This window comes from Paenibacillus stellifer (assembly GCF_000758685.1).
GTDB lineage: Bacteria > Bacillota > Bacilli > Paenibacillales > Paenibacillaceae > Paenibacillus_AQ > Paenibacillus_AQ stellifer.
On record NZ_CP009286.1, the window covers coordinates 3,100,333 to 3,120,806 of the forward strand.

Genomic DNA, 20,474 nt, shown 5'->3' on the forward strand with positions numbered 1-20,474 from the left:
TATGTCACCTCTTCAAATATGGCAGCACAAGTATATATTCCGGCGAGAATTGATCGCCATCGATCAGCAGATCGCCCAGCACATCCATCGCCGTCTCGTTAATTTCGTCAATGAGCAGATCAGGCAGCTCGCCGCGTGCTTCCGCCAGCTTGTACAGCCCCTCGATACCTTCCGGTCCGGCCAGAACAAGCAGCGCCTCCCGCTGAAACGAAGTCAGGGCATCGGCTAAGTTCTCCCATTGGCTGGCAGGAGCTGTTGAGGTGGACGAGGACGGTGTTTCCGGAGCGGCAGGTCCTGCATGTTCCGATTTCTCGGTAAGCTCATCCAGAGCTTGTTCCGTCTCTTCCTCCATCTGCGCCATAGCGATCGGGCTCATTCCGATTGTTGGTTCAATTGGTTCTGCTGGTGCTGACGCTTCGGTTGTCGTTTCAATTGTTTCTGCTGTAGCTTCGTTTGTCTCTTCAATTTCCGTAGAATCGAACGTCTCTTGTCCCGGCTCATTTTGTTCATCAATTGTCAGCAGCTGCCGGACAACGTCCGAGTCGGAACGAAGCTGGTGCAGTCTCTCCCTGTCGATCACAATTTCCGCAGATCTGGCTTCCTTCTCCGCCTTCCGGAACTCTCTCTCCAGAAACTTCTCCACCAGTTCCTCAATTTCCTTGTCGATGCTGATCCCTTTCAGCCGCCCCCGGTAATCCATCAGCGCCCGCAGCTTGTTCTCCGTCAGGCGGAGAAGACGCGTAATCAGGCTGCGCAGCGGCGGGGATTTGCTGATCCGCGCAACCGGCACAAGCACCGAATATCCGTACAGTGAAATGTCATAGACCGCGCTTCGGAACAAATAGCGTTCGCGCACGACAGGCGGGCTGGGCGGATACATGTCAAGCAGCTTCTGTCCATGCTTCCGGAGGGCATAGCCGTCAACCAGCGCAACAACAAGGGGAAAATAACGCTCTAGCGCTTCCTGACCAGTGCCGGTAAAGAATTTGGATTTCGTTACATCATAGTCCGACATCAGCGCCAGGGCAGGCAGCGTCAGCTGCTCCGGCGAAGAACCCAGGCAGCGGACAAGCTCCAGCTCAGCCAGATCGCCACCCAATCCCTTGGCCCGCATCACAATATCCCGCAGCGAGATGTCCAGCTTGTGGACAAACGCGAAATCAGCGATCCAACCGCCCAAATAATGATCCAGCCTTTTGAACGAGCTTCGGTAAGCTTCCCACAGGGCGCCCAGCTGTTCATATCCGTCCTGAGGCGTCTCCCATCCTACGCCGTTAATCAGCTCATATACATGGAGAAAAATATACGATAAATCCGTCTCCGGATATCGTCCATGTCTAACTTCATTCCGCCAATAAAAATACCATTTGCTCTGAGCTGCCGTCATATGGCCATAAGTCGGCCAATAGCTCTTGAAATTAATGAATTCGGCAGCAGTCTCCGTATAACTCACCAGTTCCTTGGCTCTCTCCACAAAGAGGCTCTCGGTTGTCGCCGGACGGGAAGCCGCCGGCGCTTCCGGCTGCACCTTACGACCTTCATCCGGGCGGAATGAAGATCGCTGTTCTATGAAGTCTGCCCGGCGACCTTGTCTTCCGCCCCCGCTTGCGCCGGAGGCAGAGCCTCTGCGTACTGCGTTTCCGGCTCCTCCCTGACCAGCCGGCGGCACAGCCATTTCGCGTCCGGCCGTTCTGCCCGCGCTGGTTCGCTGGCCGCCGTCCCTTGGCAGCTCAGCTTCCCAGAGGACCAGCTGCTCCGGAGGGCGGGCAGCCGGTGTCCGCTCATGCGCGGTATGCTCGTTCCGCCCGGCCTCTTCGCGCGATCTTCTGGCTTCCTCAAGCTGTGCCTCTTCGCGAGACGGAATCGCTATATTCTGTTCTTCACCTTCCCAGATGAGCTCAGTGAAACGCGTCTTGCCGTTATCGCTCATATCTTCATCCCGCTCCAACCTGGACGCTGATATCCGCCCGTTTTGTTCCTCTCATTATAGCATCGAAATGTGTAACATGCTTCCTATTCGGCGAACATTTATTCGGATTATAATGAAAGCCTGACCCACATAAGGAGGAATCATACGTGGAGACTCATCTTCAATCTATCATTCTCGCTTATAAATCCGATCCCGAATCCGTCTATAACACTTGGTTTATTAACAATGAGGACAGACTCAAAGCATTCCGGACGATTAAATCCGGCGTAAGCCGGGGCGTCAAAGCTATCGAGCACGGCATGTTCGGTTCCGACTACAAGGGCTCTCCGCTGGAGACCGTTGTGACGGCGATCGCCGAGCAGAAGCAGGTGTTCGAGGGAGCTGCGCATCCCCGATATCTACGAGAACGAAGAGAACAAACGGGCCTTCGGCCTATTCTTAAGGCAATGCGCCTCAGCCGGAAATGCCAAAGCCGTCCTGCAGGAAATCGCCCGTCTGGATAACCGGAAAATCAAAGGCCTTGGCCCCGCTGTCGCCAACATCCTGCCTGCTTATTTGGAGCTGAGAGATCATATGCTGGAGTGGAATGAACTTCACAGAGATCTATTGTCCAATGACCTTGGCGCCCTGGCCGGCCTGCTATTTGAAATCGGAAGTTTGAGAATCCCGGTGGAGAACAGTGTTAGCTCTGAGCCTTTGACGGATCAATTAGAGACTGCTGCCGCCAAATCGATTAACAAAAGACATCAGGAATGGATTGCGGATTGCAATGAGAGTGAAGAGCACATCGATTTATTCGGGTATTTTAAGACTCCAGGACTTGGCGCTGTCACTGCCATCTTCCGCTACTGCCTTGTACTTGATCGCTCCCGGCAAAAGAGAGAAGGAAATCCTCGCCCAGCTCTCCAGACCCGTTTTTCGACAAGAGCCGTTCCAGAGCATCTCCTATATTCTCTTTCATGATTTGCGGCAGAACGCCGAGGCAATGGGGCGGTTCGGCTCAAGCGCCTCGGTTCTGGACAAGATTGGCAAGCAGGCGTCCGGTTTGTATTCAATCTAAGAGTCAAGAGGGGAGCATTTGGAAAGTTTTCTGAAAATAGCAAAAGCCGTCCCGGAGGACAGCCTTCTCATCTCCTCAATAATCCAGCGCTCTTTTAAAGATCAGGCGGTCATGTTGGATATTAGCGAAGAACAATTTCCCCATTACGTTGCTTTTGAGCATGAGCCGGCAGCACGCTCCAGAATTAATGGTACTCAAGTAAATCTGTTATATCTCGGCGAAAAAGCTATCGGGACCGTTGGCCTCCGTGCATCCGGTAACCAAGGCTCGATCGAACACCTCGCCGTTTTGCCGGAATACCGGGGCAGCAAGTATGGCGAGTATTTGATAACCGAAGCAGAGAAAAGCTTGTCTGCCCTTGGCTGTACATCGGTTGTTCTCTCCATTGTCGCAGCATTTACCGGACTAAGAACTTTTTATGAGCGTCTTGGCTACCGGTGCAGGCATGTCCGAACTTTTGCCACGCTGCCTTTTGAGGTTCAATTTCTGACCAAAAGTCTTAATCGAACTCTAAACTCCTCTAGTCCAAATCTATCCCCTTCGTCTCCCGGCCCAGGAACAGCACCGCCGCCGCCCCGATCAGGATTGTAACGAAGAACAACACGAAGATGGACGGGAGGCCTACCGAGCGCCCCACCAGAACGCCGACAAGCAGCGGTGCAATAATGCCCCCGATCCGGCCGAAGGAGGCAGCAAGTCCCACTCCCGTAGAACGCACGCTGGTAGGGTATAGTTCCGGTGTATAAGCATACATGCCGCCCCATGCGCCCAGATTGAAGAAGGAGAGACAGATGCCCGCGGCGATTAGTGTTCCCTCCGTCGAGGCATACCCGAACCACACCGCGCTGAGGGCTGTGAAGACCAGATACACGACAAGCACGAATTTCCGTCCGAATTTCTCAATGAAGTAGGCGGCAGTGAAATATCCCGGAAGCTGCGCCAGCGTCATAATCAGCGTATATTCGAAGCTGCGCACCAGGCTGAAGCCTTTAATCACCATAACGGATGGCAGCCACAGAAAGATGCCGTAGTAGGAGAAGATCACGGTAAACCACAGAATCCACAGCATCAGCGTGGAACGCCGGTGTTCGGAAGACCAGACGGCTGCGAACCGTTCCCCAAGCGGTACGGGCTTCTTGCGGATGCCCTCAAATCTAGGTGAATCATCGATCGCTCGCCGCAAATATAGGGCATATAAGACCGGTACGGCCCCAATCACCAGCGCAATGCGCCACCCGTATCCGGGAATGATGAAATATGCGATAAGTGCGGACACGATCCACCCTAACGCCCAGAAGCTCTCCAGAAGCACAACAGCTCTTCCCCGTTCCCTTGGTTCCACGCTCTCGGAGACAAGAGTTGAGGCTACGGGAAGCTCTCCCCCAAGTCCGAAGCCCGCGATAAAACGCAGTACACACAAAATCGCGAAGCTCGCTGCAAGCGCCGACAGCCCTGTAGCTACGGAGAAGATCAACAGCGTCCAGAGCAGAATATTTTTGCGGCCGTATTTGTCGGCCAGAATGCCCGCCGCAGCGGCTCCTGCCGCCATGCCGAGCGAATTGATGCTGGTCAGGAGACCGATCTGTCCCGAAGACAGGCTCCATTCCTTGGCCAGCGCCGCCACGACGAAGGAGATCATTCCGACATCCATCGCATCGAACATCCAGCTGAAGCCCGCGCTCAGCAGCAGCTTGCGCTGCTTCGGGCTTTTTAACAATGTATTGGCTTGCATCCCCATCCCTGATCCCCCCTTCTATTTGTTATAATCTTACCCCGTTTGACCCTAATCTTACATTCCGAATCCAAGTACGGTCAGAAATCCAGAAAAAGCGAGGCGTGAAAGTACTGTCTTGCCAGCGCTTGAAAGCAGCAGGCCTGTACCGATATTGCTGCGATAATCAGCGTGTTGCGCACCGTCTCCCGTTGTCTCCGGTTCAAATGGACGAGCTGCGTGACCGCCTTCTCGGCGGCTGCGGACATCGCGTCGCCGGTCAGCCGGTCAGAGGCTGCTTCGACTTCAGGCGCCGGTTCCCCGGCTGGTGAGGCCGTCAGCTGCCGGTGTTCTTCAAAGAGCTGGGCATAAGCGCTATACAGCCTCACCGGCTCCAGTAGATCGTCATCGTCTCGCTCGGGCTTCAGGAATAGCTTCCGGAACAAACGGGAAATGCTGCGGAAGTCCAGCGACGATTTTAAGTCCTCAACCATAAAGAGCATAGCCGCTTGATTAATCGAGTACTTCTTCCCTTCCCGGGGAGCGCCCAGGTATTCTTTGAAATCCCGTTTAACCCAATTCTGCATGGCGGTAATGGATATTGTGGAATACTCGATAAGGGCGCCGAGAGCTGCGATTTCCTGAAGTGACAATCCTTTGGCGTCTCCCTTTTTCATCATTTTAAGTACGATAGGCGGCAGCTCCGTCGATCGCAAATCTTGCAAGGGGTTCCCTTCCTCCGCATGACGGCGGTGATGCCGGCTCCAGGCTTCCTGAAAAATATGCAGCGGCGTTTCAGCCGACATTCCCCTAAGCGCAAGCAGAAGGGCAGACATTTCCACACGGGTCAAGGTTAATGATTCCAAGCCGTCTTACCTCCTATCCGGTGGCGGATTTCGGCCTTTTTACAACAGACATTTGAAATCCGGCCAAAAAGTTCGTAAAATAAGTTCATATGAACTTATAATTCAGTATAACCTATTTTGCAAAGGAAAGGGATGGTTCGATTTATATGGGTATAGGAGTCAGTTTGACGTTGGTGGCGATTTTGATTGTGTTAACCGCTTTTTTTGTGGCGACGGAATTTGCCATGGTGCGGCTTCGGGGAAGCCGGATCAGCCAGCTTGTCCTGGAAGGACGCAAGAACGCATTAGCCGTACAGCAGGTGGCCGCTAATCTGGACGGATATTTATCCGCCTGCCAGCTGGGCATCACGATTACCGCGCTGGGTATCGGTGCTCTGGCGGAACCCGCTTTTGAAGAGCTGCTCTATCCGTTCTTCCACTGGGCCGGCATCGGCTCCGAGGCAAGCCATGTCATTTCGTTCATAATGGCGTTCTTCATCGCAACATTCCTGCATGTCGTTATCGGGGAGCTTGCTCCGAAGACCGCCGCCATCAATAAAGCTGAAGAATTCAGTCTGCTCACCGCCAAGCCGATTATCTGGTTCTACCGCATCCTGTATCCTTTGATCTGGCTGCTTAACGGTTCCGCCAATATACTGGTCCGTCTCTTCGGCATGAAGCCTGCAAGCGAGCATGAGGAAGCGCACTCCGAAGAGGAGATTCGTCTGATTCTGTCCGAGAGCTATGAGAGCGGCAAAATCAACAAGGCCGAGTATGGCTATGTTAACCGGATCTTCGCCTTCGACGAAATGCTGGCCCGCGATATCATGGTGCCGCGTACCGATATGGTCTGTCTCTACACGAACCTGTCTCTCCGCGAGAATCTGGATATCATCCGCAGAGAGCAGTATACCCGCTTCCCGGTTGCCCAGGAGAACAAAGACAATATTATCGGTATGGTCAATACGAAGCAGCTGTATCTGGAGTATGACAACAACACGGATTTTGACTTCGCGAAGCTGATTCATCCCGTGCTTACCGTCTCCGAGGTTACGCCGGTGAAGACACTGCTGACCCGCATGCAGCGTGAACGGGTGCACATCGCCCTGCTGCTCGACGAGTATGGCGGTACTTCCGGCCTGATCACGATCGAAGATATCCTTGAGGAAATTGTCGGCGAAATCCGCGACGAATTCGACGAGGACGAACGCCGCAACATCGAGAAGCTGGGAGAAACCCGCTACTTGCTGGACGGAACTGTGTCACTCCCCGATGTGCGGGAGCTTATCGGACTCGATCTGGAAGATGATGAGATTACCACGATCGGCGGCTGGGTGTACAGCCATCTGGAAGAGCCTGCCGTCGGCAAACAGATCGCACACGGCGATTCCCTGCTGACCGTCCGGGAAATGAACCGGCACCGTGTACGCAGAGTCGAAGTCGAGCTGAATATAAACAATGAGCGCGAAAGTGCGGAAGTCACGCAGCCTTAATATCAGGGCTGATCGCTTGACTCCAAGCTTCTGCATAATCAAAGGCCATCCTATAGCAGGTGGCCTTTTGATTATGGCAGGAAATTCTTCAGATTCTTGCCAATACGGGTTATGTACATGTATTCTAGGTGTCGGCGATGATTTTGCCCATATAGTATTCATTCACCCAATTGCCGTCTACGCGCAGCGAGCGTAACTTGGTCCCTTCAATGTCAAACCCGTGCTTTCGGTAAAGGCTGACAGCCCGCTCGTTATGCGTCATGACGGTTAGCTCCAGCCGGACCAGACCGGCCTCGGCAGCCCAGGTCTCAAGCCTCCGGAGCAAAGCCCCTCCGATCCCCCGGCCCTGAAAGTCATTCCGTACGCCCAGCACCAGATAGGCGCTGTGCCGGTTCCGGTTGGCGTTGCCGCCTCTCGCCGAGACATACCCGGCCAATTCGCCTCCTGCCTCGGCGCCGAGCAGGATCGAGCGGCCGTATGGATCGCCCGCGAAGCCGGCGATGATCTCCCGGGTGCGATTCGCATCCGACTGGCGTTCACCGGGCTCAAGCATCATGTACGAGCTCTCGTGGTCCAATGCCAGCTGGAGCTGAAGAAGCGTGTCGGCGTCTTCGGGAACAAGCTCGCGGATGGTAATTTCGATATTGTGCAACGTCTCATTCTGATTCATTTTGTACATATAACCACCTTCCTGCAGAAACGGTCAAGGAGGCCGCATTTCATGTTCAATTTGCTGCTAAAGAGGCTTCGGCTGACGCCTCCCAAAATTTTATCGCTCGGGTTCATCATCCTGATCGCCATAGGTACGGTCCTGCTCGCCCTGCCCATATCCTCTCAGGAGGGGCATATGTCGTGGATCGATGCGTTGTTCATGGCGACCTCTGCGACCTGCGTGACCGGACTTGCCGTAGTCGACACCGGAACCGGTCTATCCACCTTCGGACAGCTCGTTCTTCTGGTGCTGTTCCAGTTGGGCGGACTCGGCTTCGTGACGATGGCGACGCTGATTACGCTTGTGCTGAACCGGAAAATTTCACTGAAAGAAAGACTTCTGCTCCAGGAATCGATGAACCAAAACTCCATGCAGGGCATCGTCCGCCTGATCCGCCGGGTACTTATCTACTCGGTCGTTATCCAGCTTTCAGGCGCGCTTGTGCTGGCGCTGCGCTTCCTGAAGGACATGTCCGCCGGAAAGGCCGTGTACTACGGCATCTTCCACAGCATCTCCATCTTTAATAATGCAGGCTTCGACCTGTTCGGCGATGTGCATGGCCCGTTCAGCGGCCTTACCCGATATGCGGAAGATCCTGTCGTCAATATTACAGCCATGCTGTTGATCTTCCTAGGAGGCATCGGCTTCATCGTGCTGTCCGATCTTGTCGATTTTACGAAACGCAGACGACTGACGCTGCATTCCAAGGTAGTCCTGACGACTTCGGCGTTTCTGATCGGAGCTGGCGCGCTGTTCTTCTTCTGGCTGGAGGTCTACCATTCGCTTAAACCGCTGCATACGGGCGGTAAAATCATGGCCTCGTTCCTGCAAGCACTCACGCCCCGTTCAGGCGGCGTGACCACGCTTGATATCCAGGCGCTTCGGGAATCCAGCCAGTTCCTGATTATTGTGCTGATGTTCATCGGAGCGGCGCCGGGCTCCACGGGCGGCGGCATCAAAGTGACGACGTTCGCCCTGCTGCTCGCCGCCGTCTATTCCCGGATTCGGGGCAGAGAAGATGTCGTGCTGTTCCGCAACCGCCTTTCCAAAGACAATGTGTACCGCGCCATAACGATGACGCTCTTGTCCCTGCTTCTGGTCGTTGCGGCTACCATGTTACTGTCCATTACCGAACAAGCTGATTTTCTTGCCGTGCTGTTTGAAGCCGTATCGGCCTTCGGCACATCCGGATTGACGATGGGTCTTACACCCGAATTGACCGAGGCAGGCAAAATCCTCATCGTCATCCTCATGTTCGTGGGACGAACAGGACCCTTGACCCTGGCTTACGCGATCCGGCCGAAGAAGGACAAGCAGCTCTACCGGCATCCTGAAGGGCAAATCATGATCGGTTAAAACGGGGGCAGGCTCTAAGCCTGCTCCGCATCGAGAGCCGCGTCAAGCAGCAGATCGAACAGCTCGTCATCTTCTTCAAGCCGGGCGTCAAGCTCCAGGAACAGCTCCTCGCTGCCGGGCTCATCCGCGAAGCTCAGCGAGTAGTCCCAATCCTTGCCCTTTTTGCTGAAAAAGTTAATCTCGTATCCAGCTTTATGTCCCTCAAGCTCAAATACGGTTTTGCCTACATAGCTGCCTTCCTCATCACGGCGCATCGCCGCTTCTTTGATGCTGACGCTCATTGTCTGCTTCCATCCTTTCCATGGTTACGGCTCTTTGTCTCTTCTAAGGAAAGAGCACCCTGCACTCAGTATATCACCGAAACGCCTGCGAATCCTACGCCAGTAATCCAATTGACTTTTTTCATCCGGCGGTTAATAATTTAGTACAATACTTAGAGTCCAGCAAACGGAGGAAATTTCGTATGATCGATTTTAACGCAAAACTCTCCAAATACGCCGAACTGGCTGTCAAAATCGGCGTAAATATTCAGCCGGGCCAGGCATTGGTCATCAATGCGCCCACAGGCTCCGCGGAATTCGTCCGCATCATCGCATCCAAGGCTTATGAAGCAGGCGCAAGCCAGGTCAAGGTCAACTGGAGCGACGAAGGAATTGCCCGTCTGCTGTTCGAACACGCTGACCCGGAGGTGTTCACGAAGGAACCGGTCTGGTATGCCGGCGAGCTGACTGAATTCGCGGAGAACGGCGCCGCCGTCCTTGCCGTCATCGCTGAGGACCCGGACGCATTAAAGGGCATCGAGCAATCCCGGATAACGGCCTACCAGAAGTCCCGGAGCAAGGCGCTAAGCAAATACCGGGAGTTCGTTATGTCCGACAAAATCAGCTGGAGCATCGTGGCTATTCCTTCCCAGGCATGGGCAGACAAGGTATTCCCGGACGTTCCGGCAGAAGAGCGCGTAAACAAGCTGTGGGAAGCCATCTTCCACACCGTGCGGTTGGACCGCGAGGACCCGGTTGCAGCCTGGCAGGAGCATCTGGACACGCTGGAAGCCAAAGCAGCGGTGCTGAACGCGAAGAAGTACAAGAAGCTTCATTACATAGCTCCTGGCACAGACCTTACGATCGAGCTGCCTGAAGGACATGTGTGGGCACAGGGCGACAGCATCAACGCCAAAGGCCACACCTTCGTCGCCAACATGCCGACGGAAGAAGTGTTCACCGCTCCGCTGAAGACTGGCGTCAACGGCAAGGTTAGCAGTACGAAGCCGCTCAGTTACGGCGGCAATGTCATCGACGGCTTCACGCTGACGTTCGAGAACGGACGGATTGTGTCGGTGACGGCCCGGGAAGGACAGGAAACGCTGGAGCAGCTGATTTCACTTGACGAAGGCGCCAAATATCTGGGCGAGGTCGCTTTGGTTCCCCATCAATCCCCGATTTCGGAATCCAATATTTTGTATTACAACACGCTGTTCGATGAGAATGCCTCCAACCATCTCGCAATCGGCAGCGCCTATGCCTTCTGTATTGAAGGCGGCAAGAGCATGTCTAAAGAGGAACTGGCGGAACGCGGCCTTAACGACAGCCTGACGCATGTCGACTTCATGATCGGTTCGTCCGAGATGAATATCTATGGCGTTACGGCTGACGGAACCGAAGAACAAGTCTTTGTGAATGGAAACTGGGCGTTCTAAGGGAGGAGGTCATAAGCTATGGAATTCAAGCAAAAACTGGAGAACTACGCACTGCTTGCCGTCAAGATTGGTGTTAACATTCAACCCGGCCAAAAGCTGGTGATCAATGCCGATATTGCTGCGGCCGAACTGGTACGCCTCGTTGTCCGCAATGCATACGAGTCCGGAGCAACTCTGGTCAAGGTTAACTGGAACGATGAAGTCGTGACCAGAACACGTTACGACCTGGCTCCGGAAGAGTCCTTCCTCGAACCTCCAACACGCCACGCGGAGGAAATGGAAGAGCTGGCGCTGAACAACGCCTGCTTCCTAACGATCATATCAGCCGATCCGGATCTGCTGAAGGGAGTCGATCCCGCCCGGGTCGCCAACAATCAGCGTGTAACAGCCAAAGCTATGGCTGGTTACCGCAAGCAGCTCATGGGCAACCATGCCAGCTGGAGCGGCATCGCCTTCCCTTCGGCTTCATGGGCAGCCAAGGTGTTCCCGGACGCTCCGGAGAATGAACAGGTTAGCCTCCTGTGGGATGCGATCTTCCGCGCCGTCCGGGCGGATCAGGAAGACCCGCTTGAAGCTTGGCAGCTTCATCTGGACGGCTTGAAGCGACGCTGCGACCGGCTCAACGCGCGCAAATACCGCAAGCTTCACTATACCGCACCGGGAACGGATCTTACGCTGGAGCTTCCCGAAGGCCATATCTGGTGCCAGGCCGGTGCGGTCAACGGCCGCGGTGTTCCATTCCTCGCCAACATTCCAACGGAGGAAGTCTTTACGGTCGCTCATCGCGACGGTACGAACGGGACGGTCAGCAGCACGAAGCCGCTCAGCTATGCGGGGAACGTGATTGACCGCTTCACCCTGACCTTCAAGGACGGCAAGGTTACCGACTATACGGCCGAAATCGGCCAGGATCAGCTGGAGAAGCTGTTCGCGATGGATGAAGGCGCACGTTCTTTGGGTGAGGTTGCCCTTGTCCCCCATCGCTCCCCGATTTCGGAGAGCGGCATTCTGTTCTTCACCACCTTGTTCGACGAGAACGCATCCTGTCATCTGGCGCTCGGCGCCTCCTATCCGTTCACGCTGGAAGGCGGAACGGCGATGACCAAGGAAGAGCTTGTGGAACGCGGCATGAACCAGAGCCTTATCCATGTTGACTTCATGATGGGCTCGCCCGAGATGAACATCGACGGCATTACCGAGGACGGCAGCGTAGAGCCGATCTTCGTTGGCGGCGGCTGGGCAGACTAGAACCGTCTCCAAGCGGCCATGTCTTCACACAAGAACACCCCTTATCTAACGGCTGATCGTCGCTGACGATCCAAGCCGCTGATAAGGGGTGTTCTTTTTGCGTTCTTATTAAACGTTAAACTTTAAAGTGCATCCCGATTAATGCATCGGGCCGCTCTGCGGATGGCGAATGGAGACCCGCTTCAGGAAGAAGCCGAGTACAAATCCGGCAATGGCAAGCGCCATGGCGAAGATGAAGGCGTTCTGAACGCCATGGGTGAAGCCTGCTAGCGCCTGTACCGGGTCCTGCGGGTTCTTGACGCCGCTGAGATAGCTCTTCGTACCCGATGTCAGGATGCTGACCGCAAGCGCCGTGCCGATGGCGCCCGCTACCTGCTGGAGCGTGTTCATAATGGCCGTGCCATGCGGATACAGTTCCTGCGGCAGCTGGTTGATTCCGTTGGTCTGCGCCGGCATGAAGACCATCGAGATGCCGATCATAAGCAGGCTGTGCAGGACGATGATAAAAGCTACGGTGGAAGCCGCGTTGATGTCCGAGAACATCCACAGCGCGGCCGCAGTCAGGGCGAGGCCCGGGATGACGAGCCATTTTGGTCCGAATTTATCGAACAGACGGCCCATCAGAGGCGACATGAGACCATTTACCAAGCCGCCGGGAAGCAGCACCAGGCCCGCTTTAAATGCGCTGTACCCCTGTCCGTTCTGCAGATACAGCGGCAGAATCAGCATGGACGACAGAATAACCATCATGCAGATGAACACCATCAGGAGTCCAACCACGAACATCGGGTACTTGAAGGCCCGCAAATCCATAAGCGGCTGCTTCATCGTCAGCTGGCGCCACACAAACAGCGCCAGACCCGCCACCCCGAGAACCAGGGCGATCCATACCTTCACGCTGTTCCATCCGTCTGCTTCGCCCGCGCTGCTGAAGCCGTACACAACGCCTCCGAAGCCGATTGAAGACAGCACGATGGAGAACCAGTCAATGGCCGGCTTCGTTACTTTCGTAATATTCTGCATGAACAGAATGCCGAAGATCAGCGCGATAACGAGAAACGGCAGCGACAGCCAGAAGATCCAGTGCCAGCTCAGGTTCTCGATCAGAAGACCCGCGATCGTCGGGCCGGTTGCAGGCGCAACCATGATGACGAGGCCGATCATGCCCATGGCCGCGCCTCTTTTTTCCGGCGGGAACAGGACCAGAATCGTATTAAACATCAACGGGAGCAGCAGTGCCGTTCCCATGGCCTGAACGACGCGCGCCACAAGCAGGAAGCCGAAGCTCGGCGCCATGGCTGCGATGAACGTTCCGATAATCGAGAAAGACAGTGAAGCGATGAACAATTGTCTGGTCGTGAACCGCTGAATCAGCAGTCCCGAAATCGGCACCAGAATACCGAGGGTAAGCAGATATACGGTAGTCAGCCATTGTGCGGTGCTTGGCGTAATATTGAGCACTTTCATCAGGTCGCTGAGCGCGACATTAAGAGCTGTTTCACTGAACATGCCGATGAAGCCGCTGAGGAGCAGCGAGATCAGGATCGGCATTTTCCTGACTTTCTTCAGATTGACAGCTTGAGCTTGCATGGTTTCTCCCACTTTCGATCTTCCTCCTGGAATAAGTTTGTTCTCTTCTCTATCTCTTTATTCTGTGGCTATTTCTCTGCCGGGCGATTCAGCAACTCAGCAGCGGCATGGGCAGCCGCGAGCAGCGGCCCTCCCTCCTTGCAGGTCAGCGCCTGAAGCAGCGCGCCTTCAATCAGAGAAACGGTTGCCGAGGCCTTGCGGACCGCTTCCTCTTCCTGAAAGCCGTCGCGGACAAGGCGCTCTCCGATCACATTCTGCCAGTCCAGGAATACGGAGCGGCAGGCTTGCTGCAGCTGGTCGCTGATTCCCGAGGTTTCCACCGCCAACCAGAAGCTGAGCGGAACCAGTCCCTCATAGGCGCTCTTCTCCGCCTCCCGGGCGATCCCGTGCAGCAGGTCGCTTACGGCCTCGCCGGCCGATCCGCCATTATCCATGTAGCACCGCAAATCCCGGGACATGTTCTCGCTTGTTCGATTGATACAGGCAAGCGCCAGCTCCTCCTTTCCGTCCGGAAAGTAATAGTACAATGACCCCTTGGGTGACTCGCTGTCCTTGATAATCTGGTTCAGACCGGTCGCGTGATAGCCCTGACAATAAAAAAGCTTGGATGCGGTATCCAGGATGGCATCGCGCGTATTCGGCTTGTTGGTCATTTACCTTCCGGCCCCTCTCATTATAACAATCGGTCTACATATTTTAAACACAATTTTAAATAAAAATCAACCTCCACTCTTTCCACAATTACGTTCTGGATATATAATGGAGTTATTCCAACTAAAGAGGTGGGTTAAGGTGGCTAAAGAAAGCAAAGGTATTCCCCGGCCGCTCGTTAGAGTTAACCAATCCGTTATCGTATTATCGCTTCTTCTAACCTGGTTCACAGGGTTGTACTGGATTCTTGCGGTTCCTCTGGCAGCCGGTCTGCTCGGGCTCATATTCCGGTATAACCCGGTGATTAAGTGGTCTGCGCGATTCCTGAAAAAAGACAGATCCGCATATATTCTGGAGGACGAGGAACAGCAGCAGTTCAACCAGACAATCGCCGTAGCGTGCCTGGCTGCCGGGCTGATCAGCTATATCGCCGGCTGGCTGACCGCTGCTTATATTTTCACCGCTATAGTGGCCTTGGCCGCATTCGTCGCCATTCTGGGCTTCTGCATCGGCTGCTTCATTCATTATCAATGGAAAATGTACACCTACCGCCGCAAGCAGAGCAGCACCCGTTGACAGCCGTCCCAGTCCCATGAAAAAGCCCCTGCACCAAGTCGTTATGACAAGTGTGAGGGGCTTTTGTCTTTTGCCGCACATAGGGCCGCGCGCTGGGTCTCAGCCGTTCTCTTCTTCCTCTCCGGCGACAGACCAGCGGTGGCTGAATTTCTGCAGCCGGGGATGAATCTCGCGGGGCGCTTTGGAGAGCAGCAGCCGGATCTTCCTGATCCACTCCTCGAAAGTTGAGAATGAGGCGAACTGGTTAGCCATGTCCGGAGTCAAATACAGAAAATGAGGCGCCGGATAACGCTCGGTCAAGTGCCGCAGCGCAGAATCGATAGGCGTGTATTTTTTGCGCTTGCCCTCCAGATTCTCGACGGTAATGTAGGAAGCGCCGTAGTCTCTTTTCCACTCATGCAGCCGGTCCTCCCGCTTATAGTACGAGCTGGCTGGCTCCTTCGACATTCGGCGTACCGTCTCCTCATGCAGCGGATAGAGCACCAGCTTGGCGAATTTCATGTCCCGCGCTGCCTCGGCGGCCGCGTTCAGCTCTTCATCGGTCGTGCGTTCAAAGGAATCGTACACGATAAGCGTTCCCTTGCGCTCGGGCGCAGACGGCTCATAGCCATAAGGCATATGCTGAATATTGCGTCCCATTGGTCGTTCCTCCCGGGTTCGATTTCGGTGTTCGCCTTTGTCTTTCGGGCATCCATATCATACCTTGTATGACCGCAGGAAGCAAAAAGCAAGATCAGTCACCCATGCACCACTCCTTACATTTCCGCTTCCCTATGCCCGTTCAGACCCGGAATCATATCTTTTCTCCGGAACACACTCAGAATGATGCCCAAGGCGGCATATTCGATCAGCAAGTGGCTTCCCCCGTAGCTTATAAATGGAACAGGAAGATTGACCAGTATAAGGTAGCCGGATAATTTGGCCAGTCCGTACAGCAGCTGCAAGATAATTGTCAGAGATAGGCCTGCTAGAAGCGCTCTTCCGTAAGGATCGCGTACCGACTTCCAGGCCTTTATTGCCTGAAGCAGAAAGCCGAGCATAACAGCGGCAAGAAGAAGTCCCACCGACCAGCCGAAGCAGTAGATCAAATAGGGCAGCAGCATGTCACTATACAATAAAGGCAGATCAGGAAGCAGCACTCCGAACCCATGACCACGCCAGCCAGCAGTGGCCAATGCCTCTCTCATTTGTATCATCATATAACCTGCACCGTCTGCGAACCGCTCCGGATTTAGCGTTGATATCACGCGCATGCTCAAGTACTCTGATCGCCAAATAGCTGCACCTCCGATCACAACCCCTACCAGACCAAGAGCTATTGGAAGGCCCCATTTGCCCGTCAGCCATATGTACAGAATCAAGATGACTGCAAGAAATATAAGGAGCTCCGGGATAGCATAACTGCGGACATAGAGAAACATCGGGATACCAATCAGCAGAAGGTCCCGCCACCTGACGATGATTCTGCCACGATACAAACTCAGGTTTGATAGCCAGATTCCCAGGATCGATGCAGGAAGCAAGTACAGGCTCCAGCCCACAACATCAATGGCAGAGCCTATGGGCAGAGTCAGCCATCTGTGCGATCCGTTAACACTGCGCGGGCATAAATTAACTAGGATCATCCCCGCTATTGTGCAGATGTAGAACGGCCATGACAAGCTTCGCAGCTTGCGGTAATCCAACAGCATCATAATGAGCATAATCAATAGTCCGGGTATGATGAAATGAATATGTGCACTCCCCACCATAGCATGAAGCGGACTATTGAACTCGGGTCTGATTGCTGCCCGGCTTACTGAGAACATACCTATAATACCAATACCTGAGAACAGCAAGGTTGTAATCAGCAAGCCCCAATGAACTCTCGGCTTATGAATCCGGTTAAGGTTTCTGCCGATTTCAACGGGATCACCCATCTATAAGTTTGAATTCCCCACCGCTCAGATCGGATACCTTAACATCTTTAAGCTTCATGAGGTTTGCCAGATTTAGTTTCTTGTTCATGCTGCTTTCAAAATCATCGCCGCCTATTGAAGCGAATGCGTCCAAAGCCAATTGAAGCTTTTCCAGCAGCGAATCCATGTCCGATGTGGTTTCCATTTCAGCATAAATGGATGCGGTCTCATCTTGTATCTGGATATAGGCTTCCCCGATATAGTCAAAAACGGTTGTTTCTTCAGGCTTGTCTACTTGCGAGAACTGACTGACATACCCGATTTTGCAGGTCGGATCTATCTCTAGCTTCCCCTCAAACAAATACCTTTCGGGATCGATCAGGATATCGATCAGTGTACTTTTCCCGCTGCCGCTTGTTCCGATAAAAGCGCAATGTTGCCCCTCTTCAAGCGTAAAAACGATAGTGGTGACGATTAGAGATTGGCTGCCTACAAAATCTCTTTATTAAAATGTCCTCTTGTGTCGGTTTCCTGATTAAAGACAGGATTATTCATTGAGCCATTCAATTTGCCTGAGGCCTGATGAATGACTTTCACAACCTGCTCTTGTGATTCAACGGTGAAGCTTAATCGGAATGCCTCGATTCCTTTGATGGTTTGCAGCTCATCCAAAAGATTAAGCGTCTTCCCATTAAGGAGAGTCGTTGTACAATCATCATGGGAAAGGATAGGGAACGTTCCGTTCTCATCTTTTAACGCGTAGCTCTTCGTTTTGCAAACTCTGCATTGATTCATTTTTTTCATCGGACAATATTTAGTGAACATCAAGGGAGCCTTGCCATATACAATCACTTCCAGCGAAGGATAGCCGTCATTTTCTTCATAGTAGGCATTCCTTAAATCTTCCATTTGGCTCTTATTCAATTCATAAGATAAAGTGACTCGTTTTGCACCTAATTTATATAATTCATAGCAACTGGTGGCATTAACAACATTTAGTGAATAGTCTGTAACAAACGGATTCGTTTCTCTGTAGTGATAAATTCCACCATATCCTCCGATTAGGAGCTGCCCTTCTTTTTCCTTATAATGATTTTGATTTCTTCTAACCACGTTATTAAAATAGATTTCCTTAATTCCACAGCTCACGCAAGCATCATACTGTTCCTTAGTCGTTACAGAGGCCGTAAGGTATGGTTTTTGAGCGGCAAAGCTTATTTTCTCCTTTACTTTCAAAGCTTGGGTTCTTTTCTCCCGGCTGTTCAGCTTTAAGTCATATAAGCCCTGTACAATATCTCTTCTTGCTGCATTCAACAGTTTAGCTGGAATAAAGGCATGGCAATCCTCATAATCGACATGGTGAAGCTCGAATATCGTATCATGTAATCTTGAAAATTGCTTGATTACCTGGTCTTTTGTTGTTGGATTATGAATGGCTTCGCCCAGTATTTCCTCGCTTTCATAGAAATAATGAAAGCCTAAGCCCTCCGCATCGATGAAAAGCTTTGAATCTGGACATGCATATACTTTAATATCCAGGGTAAACCGCTTAAATTCTTTTTCCAGTGATGCTTCTAATTCTTTGGAATAGAAATAATCCTTCGTTTTATAGACGACATCTCCTTTAGATAGCGTTTCTTGGATTTTGATATAGCAGACATTATCTGCCTTGTTGATTAATTCGCCCTCTTTATTGTACAGTTTGACAACCGTTAAATTAACATCTTCCTTGTTGTGGCTTATTCGGATAGTATCGTTTTGATTTAATGGACGTGTAAGTGTTATTTCATACCTATCTTTAACAATCCTGCTGATGATTCCAATTTCATAACCAAAGTTATTCGGTCTTAGGATGTTTGTAATATTTTTCTTATCTTCGTGGAACAAATAGCCTTTGGTGAATGTTCGATTGAATGTTTTTTTCAGATTTTCTTTCTCTTCTTCGGTTATTTTATTATCCAAGGCCATGCGATATTTTGATACAACATTAGCAACATACGTAGGCACTTTCATTCGACCTTCAATTTTTAAAGAATCGATTTCTTTTAAATCCTGGATGTAATCGATGGTGTTTAAGTCCTTGGTCGATAGAATAAAGTTCTTCCCCAGAGAAGCATCGGTTGTCAGATCCATTAGTTCATAATCCTTGCGGCATGAACCCACACATCTTCCGCGATTTCCGCATCGATAGCCAATTAATCCTGACATTAGACAGTTCCCCGAATAAGAGACACATAACGCACCGTGAACGAAAATTTCCAAGGGGATTTCCGCTATTCGTTTGATCTCTTTTACTTTTTCAATCTCAACCTCACGGGACAGAACAACTCGTTTAGCACCAAGTTCTTTAAACAATAAAGTTCCGGCTACATCGTCTATTCCCATTTGAGTGGAGCAATGGGCTTCCATATCAAGAAAGTTCTTCACGATATAATCGAAAGCGGCCAGGTCCTGGACGATAATGCCATCCACACCAATTTCATTTAATTCGTGGATCTGTTCTTTCATCTCTTCCACTTCATTTTCGAAAACGATGGTATTCATGGTAACATAGATTTTAACGTTCCTCAGGTGCGCATACGTAACCGCCTCTTGTAACGATTCGAAATCAAAATTAGATGAGTATGCACGTGCTCCAAATTTTTGCATTCCTAAGTATATGGCATCACAACCATTCGAAATGGCAGCTTTTAAAGCTTCCATATTTCCTGCTGGAGCTAATAATTCAGTCATTTTTTCCTCCTGATGACCCATAAATGATTTAAAAGTTGCCCCTGTTTATGATACGGTTCACTACGATTGATTTTCAACTAGTCTAAAACTCGATTTTCCTTTGACAAATACTTCTTCGAAATTGCGGCTAATCCCTCTTCAAAAAAGTAAAAAGCCTCCCATGCGGGAGGCTTACGAACTCATTCTTTATGATCCTGCGCCCTTGTAGCGGCGTACTCCCCGGCTCCAGGTGAACAGCCCGATCCCCAGGAAAATCGCGCCCATTACTGGCGTGAGCAGCGCCATTCGCGTCATCTCTTCGCGTCCCAGGAAGAGCGCGGCGGGATAGACGCCTACAAAAGCGAAAGGCAGAATCCAGGTGAGCAGCACCTGAATCGCCCGGTTGTAGATCGTTACGGGATAGCGTCCGTACGTCTGGATGTTGTACATCAGCGGAATAATGCCGGTCGGCGCATCCGAGTAGAACGACAGCGAAGTCAGCGTCGTATAGATGCCGGTATAGATCGCCGTCGCGCTGAGCGTCAGCACAATAATCGCCGGAATAGTCCACCATTCAAACGGAAGACCAAGGTTATATCCGCTGACTCCCATGATCAGAAGACCGATCAGCGAGCCGACCAGCGAAGGCGGATCGACATTTTCCAGAAAGATCTGAAAGAGATTATGCGCCGGTCGCGTCAAAATCCGGTCCATCTCGCCTTTGACAATATAGCGGTCGCTGAAATTCCACATATTGACGAAGCAGCTGAAGACGCCGTAGGGCACCATAAAGAATCCGTATACGAACACGACCTCGTTCTGGCTCCAGCCCGCCAAGCTGTTCGTATGCATGAAGATCACGAAGATGAAGATCAGGTTCGTGGCCTGGAACAGCAGATCGGAGATGACTTCAACCCAGAAGTCGGCCCGATAGGTGAGGCGGGTCTTCATGTAATTTTTCAAATATTCCGACAAGAGTCCCAAATGATATCTCAT

General features: G+C 52.2%; 19 protein-coding genes and 1 pseudogene. 8 read left to right on the forward strand and 12 right to left on the reverse strand.

What is annotated here, in order from left to right:
- Positions 1-4 precede the first annotated feature (4 nt).
- On the reverse strand, positions 5-1,930 hold the full coding sequence (locus PSTEL_RS14300) for a TerB N-terminal domain-containing protein (RefSeq protein WP_038696258.1): 1,926 nt from the start codon (positions 1,928-1,930) through the stop codon (positions 5-7).
- A gap of 146 nt (positions 1,931-2,076) precedes the next feature.
- On the opposite strand from PSTEL_RS14300, the gene PSTEL_RS28510 reads away from it, so the two are divergent.
- The 3 genes from PSTEL_RS28510 to PSTEL_RS27045 all read left to right on the forward strand — a co-directional run bounded on the left by PSTEL_RS28510 (position 2,077) and on the right by PSTEL_RS27045 (position 3,581).
- The gene (locus PSTEL_RS28510; protein WP_038696260.1) at positions 2,077-2,433 is read left to right on the forward strand and encodes a hypothetical protein; all 357 of its coding nucleotides are present in this window, start codon (positions 2,077-2,079) and stop codon (positions 2,431-2,433) included.
- Between the two features lie 266 nt (positions 2,434-2,699).
- Positions 2,700-2,990: a hypothetical protein gene (locus PSTEL_RS28515; protein WP_038696262.1), complete on the forward strand. Its 291-nt coding sequence runs from the start codon at positions 2,700-2,702 to the stop codon at positions 2,988-2,990.
- A gap of 18 nt (positions 2,991-3,008) precedes the next feature.
- Positions 3,009-3,581, forward strand: a complete 573-nt coding sequence (locus tag PSTEL_RS27045; protein WP_084065091.1) for a GNAT family N-acetyltransferase — start codon at positions 3,009-3,011, stop codon at positions 3,579-3,581.
- On the opposite strand, the gene PSTEL_RS14315 is transcribed toward PSTEL_RS27045, so the two are convergent.
- Together PSTEL_RS14315 and PSTEL_RS14320 are read right to left on the reverse strand one after the other, a co-directional pair.
- Complete coding sequence (locus PSTEL_RS14315) at positions 3,511-4,722, reverse strand: MFS transporter (RefSeq protein ID WP_038700955.1); 1,212 nt, start codon at positions 4,720-4,722, stop codon at positions 3,511-3,513. The genes PSTEL_RS27045 and PSTEL_RS14315 overlap by 71 nt on opposite strands.
- 80 nt (positions 4,723-4,802) lie before the next feature.
- Positions 4,803-5,567, reverse strand: a complete 765-nt coding sequence (locus PSTEL_RS14320; RefSeq protein ID WP_038696264.1) for a DUF1836 domain-containing protein — start codon at positions 5,565-5,567, stop codon at positions 4,803-4,805.
- Positions 5,568-5,713: 146 nt separating this feature from the next.
- On the opposite strand from PSTEL_RS14320, the gene PSTEL_RS14325 reads away from it, so the two are divergent.
- Positions 5,714-7,039, forward strand: coding sequence for a hemolysin family protein (locus tag PSTEL_RS14325; protein WP_038696266.1), 1,326 nt, complete (start codon positions 5,714-5,716; stop codon positions 7,037-7,039).
- A gap of 124 nt (positions 7,040-7,163) precedes the next feature.
- On the opposite strand, the gene PSTEL_RS14330 is transcribed toward PSTEL_RS14325, so the two are convergent.
- On the reverse strand, positions 7,164-7,718 hold the full coding sequence (locus PSTEL_RS14330) for a GNAT family N-acetyltransferase (protein WP_245624958.1): 555 nt from the start codon (positions 7,716-7,718) through the stop codon (positions 7,164-7,166).
- 42 nt (positions 7,719-7,760) lie between these two features.
- Between PSTEL_RS14330 and PSTEL_RS14335 the strand changes: the two genes are divergently transcribed.
- A complete protein-coding gene (locus PSTEL_RS14335; protein ID WP_038696268.1) occupies positions 7,761-9,107 on the forward strand; it encodes a TrkH family potassium uptake protein in 1,347 nt (448 codons plus the stop codon).
- A gap of 14 nt (positions 9,108-9,121) precedes the next feature.
- Here PSTEL_RS14335 and PSTEL_RS14340 read toward each other — a convergent pair whose 3' ends face one another.
- Complete coding sequence (locus PSTEL_RS14340) at positions 9,122-9,388, reverse strand: hypothetical protein (protein WP_038696270.1); 267 nt, start codon at positions 9,386-9,388, stop codon at positions 9,122-9,124.
- A gap of 182 nt (positions 9,389-9,570) precedes the next feature.
- Here PSTEL_RS14340 and PSTEL_RS14345 point away from each other — a divergent pair, with 182 nt between their 5' ends.
- Both PSTEL_RS14345 and PSTEL_RS14350 read left to right on the forward strand, forming a co-directional pair.
- Positions 9,571-10,803 carry an aminopeptidase gene (locus PSTEL_RS14345; protein ID WP_038696272.1) on the forward strand — a complete coding sequence of 411 codons (1,233 nt, stop codon included), beginning with the start codon at positions 9,571-9,573 and terminating at the stop codon, positions 10,801-10,803.
- An 18-nt stretch (positions 10,804-10,821) separates the two neighbouring features.
- Entirely contained in the window at positions 10,822-12,051 is a 1,230-nt protein-coding gene (locus PSTEL_RS14350; protein ID WP_038696274.1) for an aminopeptidase, read from the forward strand.
- Between the two features lie 138 nt (positions 12,052-12,189).
- Here the strand turns inward: PSTEL_RS14350 and PSTEL_RS14355 are convergent, their stop codons facing one another.
- Positions 12,190-13,641 carry a DHA2 family efflux MFS transporter permease subunit gene (locus tag PSTEL_RS14355; protein WP_038700958.1) on the reverse strand — a complete coding sequence of 484 codons (1,452 nt, stop codon included), beginning with the start codon at positions 13,639-13,641 and terminating at the stop codon, positions 12,190-12,192.
- Positions 13,642-13,709: 68 nt separating this feature from the next.
- Positions 13,710-14,294 carry a TetR/AcrR family transcriptional regulator gene (locus PSTEL_RS14360; protein WP_038696276.1) on the reverse strand — a complete coding sequence of 195 codons (585 nt, stop codon included), beginning with the start codon at positions 14,292-14,294 and terminating at the stop codon, positions 13,710-13,712.
- A gap of 139 nt (positions 14,295-14,433) precedes the next feature.
- On the opposite strand from PSTEL_RS14360, the gene PSTEL_RS14365 reads away from it, so the two are divergent.
- Positions 14,434-14,868, forward strand: coding sequence for a DUF4395 domain-containing protein (locus tag PSTEL_RS14365; protein WP_038696278.1), 435 nt, complete (start codon positions 14,434-14,436; stop codon positions 14,866-14,868).
- A gap of 99 nt (positions 14,869-14,967) precedes the next feature.
- Here the strand turns inward: PSTEL_RS14365 and PSTEL_RS14370 are convergent, their stop codons facing one another.
- The 5 genes and pseudogenes from PSTEL_RS14370 to PSTEL_RS14390 all read right to left on the reverse strand — a co-directional run bounded on the left by PSTEL_RS14370 (position 14,968) and on the right by PSTEL_RS14390 (position 20,474).
- Positions 14,968-15,507 carry a hypothetical protein gene (locus PSTEL_RS14370; RefSeq protein ID WP_038696280.1) on the reverse strand — a complete coding sequence of 180 codons (540 nt, stop codon included), beginning with the start codon at positions 15,505-15,507 and terminating at the stop codon, positions 14,968-14,970.
- A 116-nt stretch (positions 15,508-15,623) separates the two neighbouring features.
- Positions 15,624-16,721 carry an FtsW/RodA/SpoVE family cell cycle protein gene (locus tag PSTEL_RS14375; RefSeq protein ID WP_169744580.1) on the reverse strand — a complete coding sequence of 366 codons (1,098 nt, stop codon included), beginning with the start codon at positions 16,719-16,721 and terminating at the stop codon, positions 15,624-15,626.
- Positions 16,722-16,788: 67 nt separating this feature from the next.
- Positions 16,789-17,241, reverse strand: a pseudogene (locus PSTEL_RS14380) (ATP-binding cassette domain-containing protein); the annotation flags it as partial.
- Positions 17,242-17,255: 14 nt separating this feature from the next.
- Positions 17,256-19,499, reverse strand: coding sequence for a U32 family peptidase (locus PSTEL_RS14385; protein ID WP_038696286.1), 2,244 nt, complete (start codon positions 19,497-19,499; stop codon positions 17,256-17,258).
- Positions 19,500-19,685: 186 nt separating this feature from the next.
- A complete protein-coding gene (locus tag PSTEL_RS14390; RefSeq protein ID WP_038696288.1) occupies positions 19,686-20,474 on the reverse strand; it encodes an ABC transporter permease in 789 nt (262 codons plus the stop codon).

What these genes read in the sequence shown, in the direction of transcription:
- PSTEL_RS14325 (WP_038696266.1), top strand. Translation starts at nt 5,714, where the DNA reads ATGGGTATAGGAGTCAGTTTGACGTTGGTGGCGATTTTGATTGTGTTA.
- PSTEL_RS14370 (WP_038696280.1), bottom strand. Translation starts at nt 15,507, where the DNA reads ATGGGACGCAATATTCAGCATATGCCTTATGGCTATGAGCCGTCTGCG.
- PSTEL_RS14345 (WP_038696272.1), top strand. Translation starts at nt 9,571, where the DNA reads ATGATCGATTTTAACGCAAAACTCTCCAAATACGCCGAACTGGCTGTC.
- PSTEL_RS14300 (WP_038696258.1), bottom strand. Translation starts at nt 1,930, where the DNA reads ATGAGCGATAACGGCAAGACGCGTTTCACTGAGCTCATCTGGGAAGGT.
- PSTEL_RS14315 (WP_038700955.1), bottom strand. Translation starts at nt 4,722, where the DNA reads ATGCAAGCCAATACATTGTTAAAAAGCCCGAAGCAGCGCAAGCTGCTG.
- PSTEL_RS14330 (WP_245624958.1), bottom strand. Translation starts at nt 7,718, where the DNA reads ATGTACAAAATGAATCAGAATGAGACGTTGCACAATATCGAAATTACC.
- PSTEL_RS14390 (WP_038696288.1), bottom strand. Translation starts at nt 20,474, where the DNA reads ATGAGATATCATTTGGGACTCTTGTCGGAATATTTGAAAAATTACATG.
- PSTEL_RS14360 (WP_038696276.1), bottom strand. Translation starts at nt 14,294, where the DNA reads ATGACCAACAAGCCGAATACGCGCGATGCCATCCTGGATACCGCATCC.
- PSTEL_RS14350 (WP_038696274.1), top strand. Translation starts at nt 10,822, where the DNA reads ATGGAATTCAAGCAAAAACTGGAGAACTACGCACTGCTTGCCGTCAAG.
- PSTEL_RS14385 (WP_038696286.1), bottom strand. Translation starts at nt 19,499, where the DNA reads ATGACTGAATTATTAGCTCCAGCAGGAAATATGGAAGCTTTAAAAGCT.
- PSTEL_RS14340 (WP_038696270.1), bottom strand. Translation starts at nt 9,388, where the DNA reads ATGAGCGTCAGCATCAAAGAAGCGGCGATGCGCCGTGATGAGGAAGGC.
- PSTEL_RS14355 (WP_038700958.1), bottom strand. Translation starts at nt 13,641, where the DNA reads ATGCAAGCTCAAGCTGTCAATCTGAAGAAAGTCAGGAAAATGCCGATC.
- PSTEL_RS14335 (WP_038696268.1), top strand. Translation starts at nt 7,761, where the DNA reads ATGTTCAATTTGCTGCTAAAGAGGCTTCGGCTGACGCCTCCCAAAATT.
- PSTEL_RS28515 (WP_038696262.1), top strand. Translation starts at nt 2,700, where the DNA reads ATGAGAGTGAAGAGCACATCGATTTATTCGGGTATTTTAAGACTCCAG.